At 64.8% G+C, this 18031-nt stretch carries 17 protein-coding genes; 7 read left to right on the top strand and 10 right to left on the bottom strand.

The window, feature by feature from the left end; translation table 11 throughout:
• Positions 1-82: 82 nt before the first annotated feature.
• From GA0061098_RS03480 to GA0061098_RS03465, 4 genes are all read right to left on the bottom strand, one after another.
• Positions 83-1195 (bottom strand): SMP-30/gluconolactonase/LRE family protein, encoded by a 1113-nt coding sequence (locus GA0061098_RS03480; protein WP_091953456.1) that lies wholly within the window; start codon positions 1193-1195, stop codon positions 83-85.
• Between the two features lie 116 nt (positions 1196-1311).
• On the bottom strand, positions 1312-2226 hold the full coding sequence (locus tag GA0061098_RS03475; RefSeq protein ID WP_091953453.1) for an SDR family oxidoreductase: 915 nt from the start codon (positions 2224-2226) through the stop codon (positions 1312-1314).
• Positions 2227-2353: 127 nt separating this feature from the next.
• The gene (locus GA0061098_RS03470) at positions 2354-3493 is read right to left on the bottom strand and encodes a thiolase C-terminal domain-containing protein (protein WP_091953450.1); all 1140 of its coding nucleotides are present in this window, start codon (positions 3491-3493) and stop codon (positions 2354-2356) included.
• A gap of 3 nt (positions 3494-3496) precedes the next feature.
• Positions 3497-3910 carry a Zn-ribbon domain-containing OB-fold protein gene (locus GA0061098_RS03465; RefSeq protein ID WP_038957112.1) on the bottom strand — a complete coding sequence of 138 codons (414 nt, stop codon included), beginning with the start codon at positions 3908-3910 and terminating at the stop codon, positions 3497-3499.
• Between the two features lie 193 nt (positions 3911-4103).
• Between GA0061098_RS03465 and GA0061098_RS03460 the strand changes: the two genes are divergently transcribed.
• The 4 genes from GA0061098_RS03460 to alkB all read left to right on the top strand — a co-directional run bounded on the left by GA0061098_RS03460 (position 4104) and on the right by alkB (position 7894).
• On the top strand, positions 4104-5453 hold the full coding sequence (locus tag GA0061098_RS03460; protein ID WP_091953447.1) for an amidase: 1350 nt from the start codon (positions 4104-4106) through the stop codon (positions 5451-5453).
• Positions 5446-6132, top strand: coding sequence for a DUF2848 domain-containing protein (locus tag GA0061098_RS03455; protein WP_091953444.1), 687 nt, complete (start codon positions 5446-5448; stop codon positions 6130-6132). The genes GA0061098_RS03460 and GA0061098_RS03455 overlap by 8 nt, the downstream gene beginning before the upstream one ends.
• Positions 6133-6485: 353 nt before the next feature.
• Entirely contained in the window at positions 6486-7232 is a 747-nt protein-coding gene (locus GA0061098_RS03450) for a 2OG-Fe(II) oxygenase (RefSeq protein WP_091953441.1), read from the top strand.
• 8 nt (positions 7233-7240) lie between these two features.
• The gene (gene alkB, locus GA0061098_RS03445; RefSeq protein ID WP_091953938.1) at positions 7241-7894 is read left to right on the top strand and encodes a DNA oxidative demethylase AlkB; all 654 of its coding nucleotides are present in this window, start codon (positions 7241-7243) and stop codon (positions 7892-7894) included.
• 86 nt (positions 7895-7980) lie between these two features.
• Here the strand turns inward: alkB and GA0061098_RS03440 are convergent, their stop codons facing one another.
• The 6 genes from GA0061098_RS03440 to hpaH form a co-directional block, all read right to left on the bottom strand.
• A complete protein-coding gene (locus GA0061098_RS03440; RefSeq protein WP_091953437.1) occupies positions 7981-9609 on the bottom strand; it encodes a thiamine pyrophosphate-dependent enzyme in 1629 nt (542 codons plus the stop codon).
• Between the two features lie 19 nt (positions 9610-9628).
• Positions 9629-10498, bottom strand: coding sequence for a fumarylacetoacetate hydrolase family protein (locus GA0061098_RS03435; RefSeq protein ID WP_091953435.1), 870 nt, complete (start codon positions 10496-10498; stop codon positions 9629-9631).
• Positions 10498-11481 carry a 3,4-dihydroxyphenylacetate 2,3-dioxygenase gene (hpaD, locus tag GA0061098_RS03430; protein WP_091953432.1) on the bottom strand — a complete coding sequence of 328 codons (984 nt, stop codon included), beginning with the start codon at positions 11479-11481 and terminating at the stop codon, positions 10498-10500. The genes GA0061098_RS03435 and hpaD overlap by 1 nt, the downstream gene beginning before the upstream one ends.
• Before the next feature lie 123 nt (positions 11482-11604).
• The gene (gene hpaE / locus GA0061098_RS03425; protein ID WP_091953429.1) at positions 11605-13143 is read right to left on the bottom strand and encodes a 5-carboxymethyl-2-hydroxymuconate semialdehyde dehydrogenase; all 1539 of its coding nucleotides are present in this window, start codon (positions 13141-13143) and stop codon (positions 11605-11607) included.
• Positions 13136-13534: a 5-carboxymethyl-2-hydroxymuconate Delta-isomerase gene (locus GA0061098_RS03420; protein ID WP_091953427.1), complete on the bottom strand. Its 399-nt coding sequence runs from the start codon at positions 13532-13534 to the stop codon at positions 13136-13138. The genes hpaE and GA0061098_RS03420 overlap by 8 nt, the downstream gene beginning before the upstream one ends.
• Positions 13535-13564: 30 nt before the next feature.
• On the bottom strand, positions 13565-14371 hold the full coding sequence (hpaH, locus tag GA0061098_RS03415; RefSeq protein ID WP_091953424.1) for a 2-oxo-hept-4-ene-1,7-dioate hydratase: 807 nt from the start codon (positions 14369-14371) through the stop codon (positions 13565-13567).
• A 111-nt stretch (positions 14372-14482) separates the two neighbouring features.
• On the opposite strand from hpaH, the gene hpaR reads away from it, so the two are divergent.
• From hpaR to GA0061098_RS03395, 3 genes are all read left to right on the top strand, one after another.
• Complete coding sequence (gene hpaR, locus GA0061098_RS03410; RefSeq protein WP_091953421.1) at positions 14483-15001, top strand: homoprotocatechuate degradation operon regulator HpaR; 519 nt, start codon at positions 14483-14485, stop codon at positions 14999-15001.
• Positions 15002-15397: 396 nt separating this feature from the next.
• Positions 15398-16174: an HpcH/HpaI aldolase family protein gene (locus tag GA0061098_RS03400; RefSeq protein WP_008549964.1), complete on the top strand. Its 777-nt coding sequence runs from the start codon at positions 15398-15400 to the stop codon at positions 16172-16174.
• A gap of 96 nt (positions 16175-16270) precedes the next feature.
• Positions 16271-17794 (top strand): UxaA family hydrolase, encoded by a 1524-nt coding sequence (locus GA0061098_RS03395; protein WP_091953416.1) that lies wholly within the window; start codon positions 16271-16273, stop codon positions 17792-17794.
• The last annotated feature ends 237 nt before the right edge of the window (positions 17795-18031 follow it).

Raw genomic sequence — 18031 nt, 5'->3', positions numbered from 1 at the left:
GGCCATCCACGCGCTTCAGCAATCGCGGACAGACGTGGATGCCCGGGTCAAGCCCGGGCATGACGAGGAGAGAGCGGGGCACTCAACAGAAATGCGCGCCTTGCGTCTCCACATAGACCGCATAGAGCGACTGGCTTGCGGTCATGAACAGGCGGTTGCGCTTCTTGCCGCCGAAGCAGACATTGGCGCAGGTCTCGGGCAGGAGGATCTGGCCGATCCGCGCGCCGTCGGTCGGCGCGAACACCTGCACGCCGTCATAGCCGGGACCGACCCAGCCGGCGCCGACCCAGATGTTGCCCTCAGTGTCGACGCGCAATCCGTCGGGGAAGCCCGACTTGCCGTCGAGCGTCATGTCGATCAGCTTCTTCGGGTTCGACAGTTTCGCGCCGTCGATGTCGTAGGACCACACCACGTTCTTGGCCTCAGGGTAATGCGTGATGCCGGTGTCGCAGACATAGAGCTTCTTGTAGTCGTGGCTGAAGGCGATGCCGTTCGGCTTGAACGGCTCGTCCGCGACCTTCGCAACCTGTCCGGTCTGGGTGTCCAGGCGATAGACGGCTTCCTTCTGGTGCGGCTGCAGCGAGCCGGTATTGGCGAGCTTACCCTCGTAGATGCTGATCGCGCCGTAGCCGGGATCGGTGAACCAGATCGCCTTGTCGTTGGGATGCACGACCATATCGTTCGGGCCGTTGAGCGGCTTGCCACCGGCCTGCTCGGCCAGCGCCGTCACCGAGCCGTCGTGCTCGTAGCGGACGAGGCGGGTGCGCTCGGCACTGAGCTGGCGGCCCTCGGTGTCGAACGAATTGCCGTTGGCCTCGTTCGACGGCTTGTGGAACTGCTCGGAGATATGGCCGTCATCGTCGAGATAACGCAGCTGCCGGTTGGCGGGGATGTCGCTCCAGACGAGATATTGTCCCTGCGAATTCCACGCCGGCCCTTCCGCCCACAGGCAGCCGGTGTAGAGCCGCTTGATCGCGGTGTTGCCGACCTTAGCCTTGAAGCGCTTGGGGTCGATGGCGATGATGTCGGGGTCGGGGTAGCGCTGCGGCTCGGCATTGGCGCCGAAGTCGCGGGCGTCGGCTCGCGAGGCGAGGATGGCGGAGGCGGCGAGTGCCGCCGCGCCTTGGAGCAAGGTGCGGCGGCCGAGGCCGCCCGTTACAGAGGTATCGTCGGACTTGGTCAGTGTTCTTGTCATGGTTTCCTCCCAAGGTTTCGTTGGGAGGACACCATTCGCCTGCATTCGGGCGTAAAACGGAGCGATCTCTGGCCAAGACAACCGGAGATCGCAGGGCAGGGATGCTGGAAATGCGGCTAGACGGGATCCCAGGTGAAGATGTCGGCGGAACGGTCGAGCTTGTAGAACGAGCCCTTCAGCGCCGGCATGCCGTGTTCCGCGATCGACTGCGGCGTCCAGCCCTCGCTCCGCTGCACCGAGCGGATCGGACGGTTCTGGCTGAACAGGAAGATCTCGTTCATGCGCACGCCGAAGATCTGGCCGGTGACGTCCTTGGCGGCATCGGAGATCAGATAGCCGCAGAGCGGGGCGATCTTCTCCGGTCCCATCTGCTTGATCTTCTCGACCCGCGCCTTCTCGGCCTCAGTCTCGGTCGGGATGGTGCCGATCATGCGCGTCCAGGCGAACGGCGAGACGCAGTTGGAGCGGACGTTGAAGCGGCCCATGTCGAGCGCGATGGACTTGGACAGGCCGACGATGCCGAGCTTGGCGGCGGCGTAATTGGCCTGGCCGAAATTGCCAATCAGGCCCGAGGTCGAGGTGAAGTGCACGAAGGAGCCCGACTCCTGCTCGCGGAAGATCCGCGCGGCGGCGTGGCTGACATAGAACGAGCCCATCAGATGCACCTTGATGACGGCCTCGAACGCTTCCACGCTCATCTTGTGGAAGATCATGTCGCGCAGGATGCCGGCATTGTTGACGACACCGTCGAGCCGGCCGAAATGATCGGTCGCGGTCTTCACGATCTTGCTGGCGGGGATGGCTTCGGCCACCGACTCGAAATTGGCGACCGCGGTGCCGCCACGCTTCTTGATCTCCTCGACCACCTCCTCGGCAGGCGCCGCGTTCGAACCGGCGCCGTCCGAGGCTCCACCGGGATCGTTGACCACGACCTTGGCGCCTTCGGCAGCACAGAGCAGCGCGATCTCGCGCCCGATGCCGCGGCCTGCGCCGGTGACGATGATGACCTTGTCTTGCAGTGATTTGCTCATGTGGGTGCCTCCTGTTGTGCCCGTCATTCCGGGATGGTGCGAAGCACCAGACCCGGAATCTCGAGATTCTCAGGTGCGCAATTGCGCACCATAGTTCGCGCTGCGCGCGCCCCGGAATGACGGTGCGCTACCTCTCGTTCGTAAACACGATCGTGCCACTCGCCGCGAACATGCCGCCGACGCCATGGCACACCGAAATCTTCGCGTTCGGGACCTGCGCCGGCGCGATGCCGCGCATCTGGCGCACGCTCTCCTGCAGCGCGTACATGCCGTACATCCCGGAGTGCATGTACGAGAGGCCGCCGCCATTGGTGTTGAGCGGCAGCTTGCCGCCGGGACGCGTATTGCCGTCCGCGATAAACTTACCCGTCTCCTCATGCGGCATGAAGCCGAGATCGCCGAGACCGAACAGCGGCAGATGCGCGAACGCATCGTAGATCATGAGGTGATCGACGTCCTTGTGGGCGATGCCGGCCTCCTTGAACGCGAGGGAGCCTGCGGTCTTGAACGCGCGCGAGGAGTTGAAGGTCTCCATCTGGCTGACCATCGGCGTCTCCACGCTCTCGCCGGTGCCCATGATGTAGACGGGCTTGCGCGGAAAATCCTTGGCGCGATCGGCCGAGGTCATGATCAGCGCGCCGCCGCCGTCGGTGACGAGGCAGCACTGCAACAGGCGAAACGGATAGGCGATCATGCGCGAATTGAGGACGTCGGCGACCGTGATGGGGTCCTTCATCATCGCGCGCGGATTCTTCGCGGCCCATTCCCGCTGCACCACCGCCACGGAGGCGAGCTGCTCGTGCGTGATGCCGTAGGTCTTCATGAAGCGCAGCACGGGGATCGGAAACATGCTGGGCGGACCGTAGACGCCGTAGGGCGCCTCGAACTGGCCCTGCAAGCTGTCGGCGGGGATCGAGCGCGGCGCCTTGCCGATCATCGACTTGCCGCTTTCGGCATGGGTGATCAGCACCGTCTTGCACAGCCCGGCCTCGATCGCCGCCGCGGCATGACGAACGTGCAGCATGAACGAGCAGCCGCCGACCGAGGTGCCATCCACCCAGGTCGGCTTGATGCCGAGATAGTGGCAGACCTGCTGCGGCGTCTCGACCGCGGTGGCAAAGCCGTCGATGTCGGAGAGCTTCAGTCCGGCATCGGCGATGGCATTGAGCGCGGCATCCGCGTGCAGCTGGAGCTGCGAGGCGTTCGGAATGACGCCAAGCTCGGTGGTCTCGGCCGCGCCGACGACGGCAACCTGGTTTTTGCGCATGGCTTATCCCTTCGCCGGACGAAACACGGGAAGGGTGATCTTGTCGTCGAGCGCCTGGAAGGCGACCTCGAGCTTCATGTCGAGCTCGAGCGCCTCGGGCGTTTGCGGACAGTCGATGATGTTGCTCATCATTCGCGGTCCCTCGGCGAGCTCGACCACGGCGATCGCGTAAGGCGGCGTGAAGCCGGGCGCGGCGGGACGGTGATTGATCACGTAGCTGTAGAGGAAGCCCTTGCCGCTCGCCTTGAAGATGCTGACCTTGCGCGAGGCGCAGGACGGGCAGAACGGGCGCGGCGGGAAGTAGACATGCGCGCAGGCGTCGCAGCGCTGCAGGCGCAATTCGCCGGCCTTCGTGCCGTCCCAGAAATGCTGGGTCTCCGGCGTCGGTTTCGGTCGCGCGCGCTGCGGTTCGGCCATGTCGGAACGCCCTCCCAGAAAGCAAATCTTGATAGGGCAGGCTTCACGCCCGCCCGTTTCGATCTTGATGCGACAATCGACCATGGTGCGTCAACGGTCCAGCAATACGCATGCATGCCATCATGCGCACAATGCTTGTGTCGAACTGAGGCAGCGCTATAGATTGCGCGCGACAATATTCCGTGAGACAGACATGCCCGAATTTCCGACGCTGGCGAAGCTCGCCGAAGACCTCGAAAGCGGCCGCACGACCGCCCGCAAGCTGGTCGAGGCCTGCATCGCCAGGATCGCCGATCCCGCCGGGGAGGGCCAGCGCACCTTCCTCCGTGTCGACAAGGACGCCGCGCTCGCTGCGGCTGACGCGATGGACGGCTTGCGCAAGGCCAAGGCGGCGCCATCGCGCTATGCCGGCATCCCGATCTCGATCAAGGATCTGTTCGACATCAAGGGGCAGGTGACGCGCGCCGGCTCGCGCGCGCTCGACGATTCGCCGCCGGCCGAGCAGGATGCGGCGACGGTGGCGCGGCTGCGCAGGGCCGGCTTCGTCGTGATCGGGCGCACCAACATGACCGAGTTCGCCTATTCCGGCATCGGCATCAATCCGCATTACGGCACGCCGAAGGGCGGCTGGAACCGGGCCGTGGGCCATGTGCCCGGCGGCTCGTCCTCGGGCGCGGCGGTATCCGTGCTCGATGGCATGGCACACGGCGCGCTCGGCACCGACACCGGCGGCTCCTGCCGGATTCCGGCGGCCTATAACGGCATCGTCGGCTACAAGCCGACGCAGCGGCGCGTCCCGCTCGATGGCTCCGTGCCGCTCTCGTTCTCGCTCGACAGCATCGGGCCGCTGGCACGATCAGTCAGTTGCTGTGCCATACTGGACGCCGTGCTCGCGAACGAGCCGATCGCCCCGCTGAAGCCGCGTCCGATCCAGGGCATGCGGTTGGCGGTGCCGACCACGATCGCGCTCGACGACCTCGACGCTGAGGTGGCCGGCACGTTCGAACGCGCCCTGAGGACGCTTTCCGATCATGGCGCCATCATCGAGCGCATCGAGATGGCCGAATTCCACGACATCGGTCCGATGAACGCCAAGGGCGGCTTTGCCGCATCCGAGAGCTACGCCTGGCACCGCTATCTCATCACCTCCAAGGGCGATGTCTATGACCCCCGCGTCTCCGTACGGATCATGCGCGGCGAAGCGCAGAGCGCGGCCGATTACATCGATCTCCTCAACGAGCGCCGCTCGCTGATCGCCCGCGTCAACGCGCGCATTGCGCCCTATGATGCGCTGGTGCTGCCGACCACGCCCAACACGCCGCCGAAGATCGCCGACCTTGCCGATGACAAGGCATTCACGCGCGAGAACATCCGCGCACTGCGCAACTGCACCCTGATCAACATGATCGACGGCTGCGCCATCTCGCTGCCCGCACATCGCCAGGGCGACGTTCCCGTCGGCCTGATGCTGGCGGGCGCGGGCGGCTCCGACCATCGTATCTTTGAACTTGCTGCCGGCATGGAGGCCGTCATTCGTGTTTGACCTGACTTTCACTGTCGATGCCCAGGACACCACCACGCCGCTGACGCTCGCGATCGACCAGATGGTCATCGCCGGATGGACCGGCCGCGACCCCGTCGCGCGCGACAAGCACATAGCCGAGCTGCAGGAGATGGGCATCGCCCCGCCGGCCTCGACGCCGATCTACTACCGTGCCTCGGCGCGGCGGCTGACCCAGGAGGACAGCATCGAATGCACCGGCGGGGACTCCTCCGGCGAGGTCGAGTTCGTGCTGATCGGCTGGCAGGGCCGCATCTTCGTCGGCTGCGGCTCCGACCACACCGACCGCAAGGTCGAGGCCTACAACGTCACCGTGTCCAAGCAGATGTGCGACAAGCCGATCGCCGCGACGCTGTGGGAGCTCGAGGACGTCATCGGCCACTGGGACAGGATGATCCTGCGCTCCTACGCCACCATCAAGGGCGAGCGCGTGCTCTACCAGGAGGGCACGCTGGACGCGATGCTGCCGGTGAACGATCTGATCGCGCGCGGCTTCGAAGGAGGAAAATTCCCCGACGGCTGCGTCATGTTCGGTGGCACGTTCGCAGCCAAGGGCGGCATCCGCCCCGCCGACCGGTTCGAGTTCGAGCTGGAAGACCCCGTGCTGAAGCGGACGATCAAGCACGCTTACGATGTGGTGACGTTGCCGGTGAGGGGTTAACTCGCTCCACACCCAGTGGGGGGTGGAGGATAGTCGGTCCATAAGCGACGGGTCCCGTAGGGTGGGCAAAGCGACTTGTCCGCCATAGCTCGAAGAGCGACGGCGAAACCGTGCCCACGTCTTGCGAAGACGTGGGCACGGCGCAAGAGCGCCTTTGCCCACCCTACGAAACTGGTCTGCTTGACTTCCGCTGTCGCTCTTCACTCGCACAATTGCGAGGAGTTCCTGCGACGAAGCAATCCAGACTGGTTCCGTGGCGGGATCCTGGATTGCTTCGTTTCGCTCGCAATGACGGGAGACAGTCATCGGAAATCGGGTGGCGGGGTGAACGTCGGACTGCAAAGGTGATTGCTATGACAATGACCGCACGAAAATCAGACCAACGATCCGCTCCCGATCTCACGACCCACGTCGACGCCCTCGACTGGCCGCAAATCACCAGCGAACTCGACACCCAGGGCTGCGCTGTCCTCAAGGGCCTGCTCACGCCGGACCAGTGCCGCGCCGTCGCCACACTTTATCCGGACGACGCGCACTTCCGCAGCCGCATCGTCATGGGCCGCCACGGCTTTGGCCGCGGCGAATACAAATATTTCTCCTATCCGCTGCCGGATCTGATCGCGCAGCTGCGCCCGGCGCTCTACGCGCATCTGCAAGGCGTCGCCAATCGCTGGAACGAGGCGATCGGGATCGACATTCGCTATCCCACCGCGCATGCCGCGTTCCTGAAGCGTTGCCACGAGGCGGGGCAGGCGCGGGCGACGCCGCTGCTGCTGCAATATGAGGCGGGCGATTACAACTGCCTGCATCAGGACCTCTATGGCGAGCACGTGTTCCCGCTGCAAGTCGCGATCCTGCTCTCCGAGCCGGGCCGCGATTTCATCGGCGGCGAATTCGTGCTGACCGAGCAACGGCCGCGCATGCAGTCGCGGGCCGAGGTGGTGCCGCTGGCGCAGGGTGACGCCGTCGCCTTCGCTGTGCATCACCGCCCGGTGCAGGGGACACGCGGCACTTACCGCGTTAATCTGCGCCATGGCGTCAGCCGCATCAGGTCCGGCCAGCGCCACACACTGGGTGTAATTTTTCACGATGCCAAATGAGCGGAGCGTTGACGGCTGATTTGTTCGATAGCGTTGCGGAAGCGCAGCCGTCGCGCGAAGAGATCGCGGACGGTGCCGTGTTGTTGCGCGGCTTCGTCAAGCCGATCGAAACCGAGCTGATCGCCGCCGTGCGCGCCATCGTGGCGCAATCGCCGTTCCGCCGGATGACCACGCCCGGCGGCCATTTGATGTCGGTGGCGATGACCAATTGCGGCGAGCGTGGCTGGATCACCGATCACACCGGCTATCGCTACGATCCGATCGACCCGCGCACCGGCGCGCCATGGCCGGCGATGCCGCCGGTGTTGCGTGATCTAGCTTTGCATGCAGCAGAGCAGGGCGGCTTTCAAAACTTCGCGCCCGATGCCTGCCTCGTCAACCGCTACGAGCCCGGCACGCGGCTGTCGCTGCATCAGGACAAGGACGAGCTGGATTATGCGGCGCCGATCGTCTCGGTCTCGCTCGGATTGCCCGCGACCTTCCTGTTCGGTGGCCTGGCGCGCGCCGACAAGCCGCGCCGCTTCCGCCTGGTGCATGGCGACGTCGTGGTCTGGGGTGGGGCCAGCAGGCTCGCCTATCACGGCGTCGCGCCGCTCGCGGAAGGTGAGCACGCGCTGCTGGGCCGGAAGCGGATCAATCTGACGTTTCGCAGGACGGGATAGAGGCCCGTCATTCCGGGGCGCGCACTAGCGCGAACCCGGAATCTCGAGGTTCCGGGTTCGGCTCTGCGAGCCGCCCCGGAACGACATCACGGCTTCGGCGGGTGAATGAACGCCCACGGACTGACTTCCGAATCGCGTGTCACCTCCACCGAAATTAGATATGGCCCGCCGTGCGCCAGCGCCTTTTCCAGCACGGCCTTGAACTGATCGGACGCCGTGACACGCGCAGCCGCGACGCCAAAGGACTCCGCGAGCTTGACGAAATCCGGATTGACTAGGTCGGACGCCACCACGCGGCCGTCGAAACGTTCGCGCTGGTCGCGGCGGACATTGCCATAGGCGTTGTTGTTGAACACCAGCGTCACCACGCCGATGTTGAACTGCACGGCGGTGGACAGCTCCTGCACGCCGAACATGAAGCCGCCGTCGCCGGTGATTGCCACCACCGGCTTATCCGGGTTCGCCACCTTGGCACCTAGCGCGGTCGGGAAGCCCGAGCCGAGCGTGCCCTGATAGCCCGAGGTGATGAAGGTGCGCGGCTGATAGATCGGAAGGCCGTACCAGGAGGCGAAGCCGACTTGCGACAATTCGTCGGTGACGATCGCGTTCGCCGGCAGCACCTCGCGCAGGATGTTGAGATACGCCATCTGCGGCTGGATGCGCTGGATCTCGGCTTGCGCGGTCGCGGTCGCTTCGCGGATGTCCTCCCGCCGGCCGCGGGTCCGCGCAAAGCCGGCTTTCTTCACGGCCGCGACGAGATCGGCCGTTCCGGCCTTGGCGTCAGCGACGATGGCAGCATCGGCGAGGACCCGGCGCATCTCGGTCGGGTCGATGTCGATCCGAACGGATTTCAGCCCCTTCGGTTGATAGGGCCAGCGGAAGCCCGATGTCGGCAGCTCCGCGCGGGTCCCGATTGCGATCATCAAATCGGTCGTCGGCCACAGCTTGTAGGCGGCTGCCATCGTCAGCCCAAGCTCGTGCGCGTTGGAGACGATGCCGCGGCCGCTGCGGAAGGCGACCACGGGCGCATCGATCATCTCAGCGAGCTCGAGGATCTCCTCGCCCGCCTCGATCGCGCCGCTGCCGACGAAAATCATTGGCGCCTTGCTCGCCTCGATCAGCGCGGCGGCCTGCTTCACGAGATCCGGATCGGGCTGCGGCGGGGACAGCGGCTCCAACACCCGGGCAGCGGCGGTGTCCGCGCGCTGGGTGAAGACGTCCCAGGGCATCTCGACCGAGGCGGGGCCACGCCGTCCCGACATCATCTCCTGGAAGGCGCGCGCGACGACCGTCGGCGCATTGCCGGGGTATTCGATCCGGTCGGCCCATTTCACATAGGTGCGCAAGGTCGCGAGCTGGTCCGGCATCTCGTGCAGATGGCCGCGGCCCTTGCCCAGAAACTGCGTCGGCACCTGGCCGGTGACGCACAGCACCGGCTCGTTGCAGCCCAACGCGGTGAGCAGCGCCGCACTGGCATTGAGCACGCCGGGGCCGGGCACCACGCTGAACACGCCGGGCTTGCCGCTGGATCGCGCATAGCCGAACGCCATGTAGCCGCAGGCCTGTTCGTGCCGCGCGCCGATCACCTTGAGCTGGGCCTGATGGAAGGCGTCGAACAGGCCGTAAACCTGCGCACCAGGCAGGCCGAACACGGTGTCGACGCCGTGGGCGACCAGGCCGCTTACGATCGCTTCGCCGCCGGTGAGGGTGGTCATTGCATCATTCCAATCTTGTTCAGGCTTCGTCGACGACGCCATTTCGCAAGCTGCCGATGCTTTCGGCCGCGACCTCGATGACATCGCCGGGCTCCAGGTACCGCGGGGGATCGAACCGGGCACCGGCGCCGGTCGGCGTGCCCGTGACGATGATATCGCCGGGGACGAGCGTTGCGAAGGTGGAGATATAGTTGATGAGATAGCGGAAGGAGAACATCAGTCGGCTGGTGCGATCGTCCTGCCTGAGCTCGCCGTTGACATGCGTGGTCAGCCTGATGTCGGCGATCTGCGATTCCTGCACGTAGGGCACGAGCCATGGGCCGAGGCTGCCGCTGGAATCAAAGTTCTTGCCCTGCGTGACGTTGAACTTGGCGTGGCGCAGCCAGTCGCGCACCGAGCCTTCGTTGCACAGCGTCAGCGCGGCGATATGATCGAGCGCAGCGCTTTCCGGAATATGCCGGCCGTGCTTGCCGATCACCAGCACGATCTCGCCTTCATAATCGAGCTGCGCGGACGCCCGCGGGCGCACCAGTGGCGTGTCGTGGCCGACGAAGGAGCGGGGCGAGCGCATGAACATGCTCGGATATTTCGGTGCGTCCTGGCCATCCTTGTACTCAGCATTGCGGTCGGGATAGTTGACGCCGATGCAGATAATCTTTTCCGGCGCGGGCACCGGCGGCAGCCAGGTGATGTCGGCGAGCGCGTGATCCGGCGTGCGGCCGGCGGCTTCCTCGGCAAAGCTCGCGAGCTTTCCGGCCGCGATCACCTCGCGCAGCGTCGGATAGTGTTTTGCGTAACGTGCGGAGAGATCGACGATGCCGCCCTGCAGGACAGCACCGTAGCTGACATCGCCCTTGACGGAATAGGTGGCGAGGCGAGGAAGTTTCATCAGTCGGCCACCAGCACGTCCGCGACAAATTTCGGCTCGCGCACGACTTGCCCGCTAAACAGCGAGCCCTGCTCGAACCAGGAGCGCGGCGCGGGTGCGCCCCACAGCGTCTGGCGGCGCGGATCGCGCAGCGACCAGCGCAGCGGCTCGTGGTCGTGATCCCCCGTGAAATAGTCGCTGGTATAGAGCTCGAGCCGGTGTCCGTCGGGATCGCGCACATAGAGGAAGAATGCATTCGAGATGCCGTGGCGTCCGGGGCCGCGCTCGATGTTCTTGACGAAGCCTTGGGACGCCATGACGTCGCAGAGATGGATGATGTTCATCGCCGTCGGCGTCCAGTAGGCGAAATGGTGCAGGCGAGGGCCCTTGCCGTTGGTGATCGCGAAGTCGTGGACATTGCCCTTGCGATGCATCCAGGCTGCGGCGATGCGGCCGTTCGGTCCATCCTCCTCGGCGTATTCGGTGAGACGGAAGCCGAGCCGGGCGTAGAACTCGACGGTGTCCTGCACCTCGGCGGCGAAGACGTTGAAATGATCGAGCCGCTGTGGATGGCAGCCCCGGTAGAGATCGTAGCGGCGGAGCAGATGCGGCCGGCGGTCCATCGACGCATAGAGCTCGATCTGGAAGCCGAAGGGATCTGTGAACTGCAGGGTCCGGCCCTGGAACGGCTGGTCGACGAAAGCGTAGGCGAGGCCGTTCTCGGACAGGAACGCGGCGGCCTTGTCGAGATCCCCGTCGTTGCCGAGCTTGAAACCGAGCCGCGCGCACGCCGGCGCTGCTGCTTTCCGCAGCACCAGGGAGTGATGCTGATGCTCTTCGGCGGCGCGCAAGTACACGACCTTGTCGTCGGCGTCCTCGACATGCAGGCCGACAATGGTCTCGTAGAACTCGCGGCTCAGCTTCAGGTCGGTGACGTCAAGCACCACGTGGCTGGAGCGGATGATGTTGAACGGCGGCTCGAAGATGTGTTGCGGTACGGGCATTTGCGTTTCCCCTCGGCTCGGTCGTCATTCCGGGCGGCTCGAAGAGCCGAACTATGGTGCGCAATTGCGCACCTGAGAATCTCGAGGTTCCGGATTCGCTTCGCGCCCCGGAACGACGAAGCGTTAAATTCCCAGTTTCTGAATCTTGTGCGTGCCCCGCGCCAGCGAGACGTGCTTGGTTTCCATGTAGAAATCGAACGAGTAATCGCCGCCGTCGCGGCCGATGCCGGAGGCTTTCATGCCGCCGAACGGCGTCGGCAAATGGCGGACATTCTCCGAGTTCAGCCAGATCATGCCGGCCTCCAGCGCGTCGGCGACACGTAGTGCGCGGCCGACATCGTTGGTCCAGACATAACCGGTCAGGCCGTAGCGGATATCATTGGCGATCTCGATGGCTTCAGCTTCGTCCTTGAAGGGCAGTACGGTGAGGAACGGGCCGAACACCTCCTCCTGCGCCACGCGCATCTTGCCGTGCGCGCCGGTGACCAAGGTGGGCTCGACATAATGTCCGCCGCCCGGGCCGTCATGGGCCTTGCCGCCGACAGCGATCACAGCGCCGTCCTGGCGCGCGACGTCGAAATAGGAGCAGACTTTTGCCAGATGCCGCTCGTGGATCAGCGGCCCGATCTCGGTGGCGGGATCGAGGGGATGGCCGACCTTCAGCGCCTTCACGCGCGCGGCGAGCTTCTCCGTGAACTTGTCCGCAATGCCGGCCTGAACCAAGAGGCGGCTCGATGACGTGCAGCGTTCGCCGTTGAGCGAGTAGATCATGAACACGACGGCATCGAGCGCGCGGTCGAGATCGGCGTCGTCGAACACGATCACGGGGTTCTTGCCGCCGAGCTCGAAATGCACGCGCTTCAGCGTCGGCGCGCCCTGCACCATGATCGCCGAGCCCGTCGCGCTCTCGCCGACGAAGCCGATCGCCTTGATCGCGGGATGCTCGGTCAGCGCCTTGCCGGCCTCTTCGCCAAAGCCGTGGACGGTGTTGAGCACGCCGTCGGGAACGCCGGCCTGCTTGACGAGCTTGCTGAGCATGTCCGCGGTGACCGGCGACCATTCCGCCGGCTTGTGCACGACGGTACAGCCGGCGGCAAGCGCCGGGGCGATCTTCCAGGTCGAGAGCATGAACGGCGTGTTCCACGGCGTGATCACGCCGACCGGGCCGATCGGCACGCGCGTCGAGATGTTCCAGTGCTCGTCACTCGGCGTGTTGAGGCCGTCGCGCGCCTCCGCGCATTTGTCGGCGAAGAAGCGGAAATTCTCGGCGGCGCGGATCGCGGCCTTGGCCATGAAGCGGTAGGCCTGGCCGGTGTCGATGCATTCGAGCACCGCGATGTCGTCGGCGTTGTCCTCGATCGCGTCGGCGACACGATGCAGCAGCTTCTTCCGCATCGCCGGGCCCATGTCGCGCCAGGACTTGAAGGCGAGCGAAGCGGCCGTTGCGGCGCGGTCGATGTCTTCGGCAGTGCCGCGCGCGACGCTTGCGAGCGTTGTGCCGTCGACCGGCGACTTCGTCTCGAACGTCTCGCCGGAGATCGAGGCGACGGTCTTGCCGTCGATCATGTGACCGATGCCGTCGGCACGCAGCTTCTTCAGCAGCGGCGCGACGCGGTCGCGGTTGGCCTGGAATATATCGGCTTTCGGGCTGGGCTTATCCATGGGCGGCTTCCGCTTTCAGGGCGTCGTGGATGTTGTTGCGCTTCCAGCTGGTGTCCTTGTCGTTGATCTGCATGTCGAACGACAGAGCGAACTTGCTGGTGGCGAAGACGGGATCGAGATGGCGGGAGAGAGCCTGGAAGACGTGCTCGCCGGCTTTCTTGCGCGTGGGAAGGTCGCGGCCTTCGCCGATGCGCAGGACCATGTCGAGAAAGCCATAGTCTTGCCTGTTATCAGCGATCGCATAGTGCTCGCACCTGATGGCGCGGACGCGGATGCCGCCGAGCGGGAAGATGCCGGTCTCGACCGCAGCCTTGCGCACGATCTCGCACACCGCCGCGATATCGAGGCGGCCATCGAGATTGGCCGAATATTCAACCGTGAAATGCGGCATCGCGGTTTCACTCCCTGTATTCTTATGCGCCTAAGCGAAGTAGCAGCTGACCGAGCCGTAGGCGCCATAATCGGCTTGAATTGTGTCGCCCTTGCGGGTCTCGATCGGACGGATGAAGGAGCCCGCAAGCACGACCTGTCCAGGCTCCAGCGCAAGGCCGAGCGGCGCGATCTTGTTGGCGAGCCAGGCGACGGCGGTCGCCGGATGATTGAGCACGCCGGCGGCAAGGCCGGTCTCTTCGAGCTGGCCGTTCCGAAAGCACAGCGCGCCGATCCAGCGTAGGTCTGCGTCGAGCGGGCGGATTGGCCGCCCGCCGAGCACGATGCCGGCATTCGCCGCATTGTCGGCGATGGTATCGAAGATCTTTCGCGTCGCCTTGGTCTTGGGATCGACGCGCTCGATCCGCGTATCCAGAATCTCCAATGCCGGCACCACGAAGTCGGTGGCGTTGAGCACGTCGAACAGCGTGCAGTCCGGCCCTGCGAGCCGCTTGCTCATGACGAAGGCGAGCTCGGCTTCGACCCGCGTGGCGATGAAGCGCTCGGTCGGAATGATCCCGCCATCGGCGAAGAACATGTCGTCGAGCAGCACGCCGGAATCAGGCTCGTCGATATTGAGCGCGCTCTGCATCGCCTTCGAGGTCAGACCGATCTTGTGGCCCTTGACGATGCGCCCCTCGGCGATCTTGACGTCGACCCAGGCCTTCTGAATCGCGTAGGCATCGGTGATGGTGATGCCAGGGAAATCCTGCGACAGCTGCCGGATCTGCGTGCGGGTCTTCTCCGCCTGATGCAGACGCCTCGCGCAAGCTTGGATATCGTCGTTGGAAAGCGCCATTTGTGATCTTACAAATTGGGGTGCCGGGAGATACTTAACATGTTAAGTGAATGCGTCAAACACAATTTCGGCTTGCTGCACTGCAAACGTTTTGCGGTTTGAAAGGGCATCATGGTGAAGAGACCGGCTGATCCAGCCAACGGAAGCGCGCCTGCCGCCCGGCAGGTGCCGATGCGCGATTTCTCCCGCTCGCTGCCGATGTCGCTGTTGCGGGCCCGCGAAGCGGTGATGCGGCAGTTTCGTCCCTCGCTGCGCGAGCACGGCTTGACCGAGCAGCAATGGCGCATCCTGCGTGCACTGGCGGCGATCGAGGCGGTCGAGGTGACGGAACTCGCGCGCACGGCGTTCCTGCTCGGCCCGAGCCTGTCGCGCATCCTGCGCGATCTCGAGGCGCGCAATCTGGTCGAGCGCAAGACGGCAAAGGCGGACCAGCGCCGCAGCATGGTCTCGATCTCGAAAGAGGGCGTGAAGCTGATGGCCTCGGTGGCGCCGACATCGGAGGCGATCTATGCCGAGATCACGCGACGCTTCGGCGCACGCAAGCTCGCCGAATTGCAGGAGATGCTCGGCGCGCTCGAACAAAGTCTTGCAGAGCTTGGCGCAAGCGAGGAGGCAAGTGCGGAGGAGTGAGCGCGTGATGGCCGGAACCGGGGGCGTCGGGCGATGGTTTGACGTCGATTCGAAGGTGGTTGACGCTGGCCGTGTCGATGCCGGGGAGGTTAAACTGCCCATGCACGCGGCCAGGCCGATGCGGGGATCGGGAGGTGCCGATTCCGGGCGATCCGGGGCGGAAAATCGTGACAGCGCGGACCCGAAAGGGCGTCCCTTGCCGGATGACACCCCGGGCGGCAATAGTGGGCGCCGCCTGCGAGGTCGGTGTCAGCGAAGTCAGTATCCAGCGCGAGCGCATAGGCGTTGCGTCATTGCGAGCGTAGCGCGGCGCTCCGGTTCGCGCTAACAGCGGGTCGTGCTGTCGCGGCGCTCGTCATGGTGACGAAGGTCCAAACAACAAAGAAGGAAGGCAACGTGGCGAACAAGGTCAAGGAAATCTGGAAGTCGGGCAAGGCCGTGGTCAACGCGTGGCTCGCTATACCCTCCGGCTTCTCGGCCGAGATGATCGCGCAATGCGGCTTCGACAGCGTCACCGTCGACATGCAGCATGGCGTGCAGGACTATCTCTCGATGGTGCAGTGCTTCCAGGCCATGGACAAGCACCCCGTGACCCCGATGGTCCGCGTGCCCTGGAACGAGCCCGGCATCATTGGCAAGGTGCTCGACGGCGGCGCCTATGGCGTGATCTGCCCGATGGTGAACACGCCGCAGGAAGCCAGGAACCTGGTCTCCTATTCCAAATATCCGCCGCAGGGCGTGCGCTCCAACGGCCCGATCCGCGCCGGCATGTACGGCACCGCGGGCTCGTATCAGAAGACCGCGAATGCCGACACCATCCTGCTGCCGATGATGGAGACCAAGACCGCGGTCGAGAACATGGAGGCGATCCTCGACGTCGAAGGCATCGACGGCGTCTATATCGGACCGTCCGACCTCGGCTTCTCCTACGGCCTTGAGCCCAAGCTCGACCGCAGCGAGCCCGAGATCCTCGCGATCTATGAGAAGATCATCAAGGAATGCGGCAAGCGCGGCCTCAACCCGGGCATCCATTGCAGCGGCGCCGAAGGCGCGGCGCGCGCCATCAACATGGGCTTCAAGCTGGTGACGCTGTCGAACGAGGTCGGCCTGATGACGACCTACGCCAAGATGCAGGTCAACGCGACCCGCAAGGACTCGGGCGGGAAGGCCTAAGAACTCCCGAATGGCGAATGGGGGGTAGCGAATAGGTGCTGCTCCCCTTTTTCCATTCGCCACTCGCTACTCACTATTCGCCCAAGGAGACCTGCCATGACCATCAGCCCCGTCATCCGCCTGCATCCCGATGATGGCGTGCTGATCGCGCGCGTCAGCCTGCCGCCCGGCACCGTCGTTGCCGACGGCGTGACCACGGTCGAGCGCATCCCCTCCGGGCACAAGGTCGCGATCAAGCCGATCGCGGTGGGCGAGCCTGTCATCCGCTACGGCCAGATCATCGGCTTTGCGACCATTCCGATCGCGCCGGGCCAGCACGTGCACGTGCAGAACATCGGCATGGGCGACTTTTCAAAAGACTATGCCTATTGCGCCGACGTCAAGCCGACGCCGAATTTCGACCTGCCGGCGACCTTCGAAGGCATCCGCCGTCCGGACGGCCGCGTCGCCACGCGCAACTATATCGGCATCCTCACCTCGGTGAATTGCAGTGCGCATGTCGCAAGCCTCGTCGCCGACGTCTTCAAGAAGAATCCCTTCACCGGCGACAATCCGCTCGCTGACTTCCCCAATGTCGACGGCGTGGTCGCGCTGACCCACAAGACCGGCTGCGGCATGACGCAGAACGAGCCCTTGGCGCTGCTCCGCCGCACGCTCGGCGGCTATGCGCGCCACGTCAATTTCTCCCACGTCATCGTGCTCGGCCTCGGCTGCGAGGTGAACCAGATCGGTGGTCTGATGGAGGAGCAGAAGCTCGCGGGACGCCTGCGCGCGATGGACATCCAGGAGGTCGGCGGCACCCGCAAGACGGTGGAGGCAGGCATTGCCTTCGTGCGCGAGGCGCTGGCCGATGCCAACAAGGTCAAGCGTGTAACGGTGCCGGCAAGCGAACTGACCGTCGCCCTGCAATGCGGCGGCTCCGACGGTTATTCTGGCGTGTCGGCCAATCCCGCGCTGGGCGCAGCCAGCGATCTCATCGTGCGTCACGGCGGCACCGTGATCCTGTCGGAGACGCCGGAGACCTATGGCGCCGAGCATCTGCTGACGCGCCGCGCCGTCAGCCGCGAGGTCGGCGAGAAGCTGGTCGACCTGATGCGCTGGTGGGACGAATACACGGAGCGCGAAGGCGCCGAGATGAACGCCAATCCGAGCCCCGGCAACAAGGCCGGCGGCCTCACCACCATTCTGGAAAAGTCGCTCGGCGCGATGGCGAAGGCCGGCACCACCAATCTCGTCGAGGTGCTGCGTTACGCCGAGCCCATCACCAAGAAGGGTTTTGTCTTTATGGACACGCCCGGCTACGACCCTGTTGCGGCAACCGGGCAGGTCGCCGGCGGTGCCAATCTCGTCTGCTTCACCACGGGCCGCGGCAGCGTGTTCGGCTGCAAGCCGGCTCCCTCGATCAAGCTCGCCACCAACACGCCCATGTACAAGCGCATGGAAGAGGACATGGACGTGAATTGCGGCACCATCCTCGAAGGCGAGGAGAGCGTCGAGCAATGCGGCCAGCGCATCTTCGATCTCATCCTCAAGACAGCCTCGGGACAGCCGACCAAGAGCGAGAGTTTTGATTTCGGAGGTGCCGAGTTCGCGCCCTGGGTGCTCGGCGCGACGATGTAGCCGCGCTTCGCGCGCGAGGCAGCGCGTCAACAGCGCCTCCGAACGCGTCCACGGCGAAGTCGAGACGCTCCTGCATCGGATTTGCGGAGACATACCCCTCATCCGGCGCTTCGCGCCACCTTCTCCCACAAGGGGAGAAGGAAGAAAGCACTCGGCCCGCATCTTACCTAGGCACGGTCTGCCCGTTGTTAGTGCTTGATCGCGCTGACATCAGGTGTTCTGCTCAAAAAAGCTGCT

The organism is Bradyrhizobium shewense, assembly GCF_900094605.1.
Classification (GTDB): domain Bacteria; phylum Pseudomonadota; class Alphaproteobacteria; order Rhizobiales; family Xanthobacteraceae; genus Bradyrhizobium; species Bradyrhizobium shewense.
The sequence above is the reverse complement of the archived record's forward strand: the minus strand, read 5'-3'. Positions and strand labels throughout refer to the sequence as shown.

Excerpts from the sequence above, each read along its gene's own strand:
- GA0061098_RS03460 (WP_091953447.1), top strand. The coding sequence starts at position 4,104 with ATGCCCGAATTTCCGACGCTGGCGAAGCTCGCCGAAGACCTCGAAAGC.
- GA0061098_RS03465 (WP_038957112.1), bottom strand. The coding sequence starts at position 3,910 with ATGGCCGAACCGCAGCGCGCGCGACCGAAACCGACGCCGGAGACCCAG.
- GA0061098_RS03395 (WP_091953416.1), top strand. The coding sequence starts at position 16,271 with ATGACCATCAGCCCCGTCATCCGCCTGCATCCCGATGATGGCGTGCTG.
- GA0061098_RS03450 (WP_091953441.1), top strand. The coding sequence starts at position 6,486 with ATGACAATGACCGCACGAAAATCAGACCAACGATCCGCTCCCGATCTC.
- hpaE (WP_091953429.1), bottom strand. The coding sequence starts at position 13,143 with ATGGATAAGCCCAGCCCGAAAGCCGATATATTCCAGGCCAACCGCGAC.
- GA0061098_RS03440 (WP_091953437.1), bottom strand. The coding sequence starts at position 9,609 with ATGACCACCCTCACCGGCGGCGAAGCGATCGTAAGCGGCCTGGTCGCC.
- GA0061098_RS03435 (WP_091953435.1), bottom strand. The coding sequence starts at position 10,498 with ATGAAACTTCCTCGCCTCGCCACCTATTCCGTCAAGGGCGATGTCAGC.
- GA0061098_RS03475 (WP_091953453.1), bottom strand. The coding sequence starts at position 2,226 with ATGAGCAAATCACTGCAAGACAAGGTCATCATCGTCACCGGCGCAGGC.
- GA0061098_RS03470 (WP_091953450.1), bottom strand. The coding sequence starts at position 3,493 with ATGCGCAAAAACCAGGTTGCCGTCGTCGGCGCGGCCGAGACCACCGAG.
- hpaD (WP_091953432.1), bottom strand. The coding sequence starts at position 11,481 with ATGCCCGTACCGCAACACATCTTCGAGCCGCCGTTCAACATCATCCGC.
- hpaH (WP_091953424.1), bottom strand. The coding sequence starts at position 14,371 with ATGGCGCTTTCCAACGACGATATCCAAGCTTGCGCGAGGCGTCTGCAT.
- hpaR (WP_091953421.1), top strand. The coding sequence starts at position 14,483 with ATGGTGAAGAGACCGGCTGATCCAGCCAACGGAAGCGCGCCTGCCGCC.
- GA0061098_RS03420 (WP_091953427.1), bottom strand. The coding sequence starts at position 13,534 with ATGCCGCATTTCACGGTTGAATATTCGGCCAATCTCGATGGCCGCCTC.
- GA0061098_RS03480 (WP_091953456.1), bottom strand. The coding sequence starts at position 1,195 with ATGACAAGAACACTGACCAAGTCCGACGATACCTCTGTAACGGGCGGC.